This is a genomic window from Streptomyces malaysiense, assembly GCF_000980885.2.
In the GTDB taxonomy this organism is placed as follows: Bacteria; Actinomycetota; Actinomycetes; order Streptomycetales; family Streptomycetaceae; genus Streptomyces; species Streptomyces malaysiense.
Genome location: NZ_LBDA02000169.1, coordinates 1 through 750, shown reverse-complemented (window position 1 = coordinate 750; position 750 = coordinate 1). Strand labels below are relative to the sequence as shown.

Below are 750 nucleotides of genomic sequence, written 5' to 3'. Positions count from 1 at the left end.
CACCGGCAACGGGTACTACGGCGGCCTCCAGTTCTCCGCCTCGACCTGGGCCGCCTATGGCGGCACCGCCTACGCGGCCACCGCCGACAAGGCCAGCAAGTCTCAGCAGATCTCCGTCGCCGAGAAGGTTCTCGCCGCGCAGGGCAAGGGCGCCTGGCCGGTCTGCGGTACGGGTCTGACCAGCACCCCGTACAGCGGCTCCGCCTCGACGACCACCTCGTCGGGCAGCACCGCCACCCGCTCCACGGACGAGCAGGCCGCCACCCGCTCCACGCAGCGCACCACCCCGGCGCCGGCCAAGTCCACGAGCACCTCCGCCGGCTCGTCCGCGAGCAAGACCGTCACCACCCCGACCGGCAAGAAGGTCAAGAAGGGCGACGGCGAGTACAAGGTGGTCAAGGGTGACACCCTCAGCTCCATCGCGGTCCGGCATCACGTGGCCGGCGGCTGGAAGAAGCTCTTCGACCTGAACAAGGACATCGTCGAGGACGCCAACCTGATCTACCCGGGCCAGCAGCTCCACCTGAAGTAACCCGGCCAGGGCCGCCGCGGGCTCCTCGAAGGGGGCGGCCCGTGATGCCCCACCCCCCAAGGGCCCACCCCGTCCCCTACGGGCCCACCCTGTCGGGCACCCCGTCCCACGGACCCCAGGAGTCCTCCCCCCCCACGGCTCCTGGGGGCCCGGCGGCCCCCGGCCCCCGGCGGCCCCCCCCGGGGAACCCGGCTCTTGTGGCCGCCACCCCCAACCGC

1 protein-coding gene is annotated in these 750 nt (G+C 72.9%); it reads left to right on the top strand.

Features of this window, described 5'->3' with window-relative positions; genetic code table 11:
• Nucleotides 1-532 (top strand): LysM peptidoglycan-binding domain-containing protein (locus VT52_RS34675; RefSeq protein WP_071387767.1); only part of this gene is annotated, 532 nt, incomplete at its 5' end.
• Between the last annotated feature and the right edge of the window lie 218 nt (nt 533-750).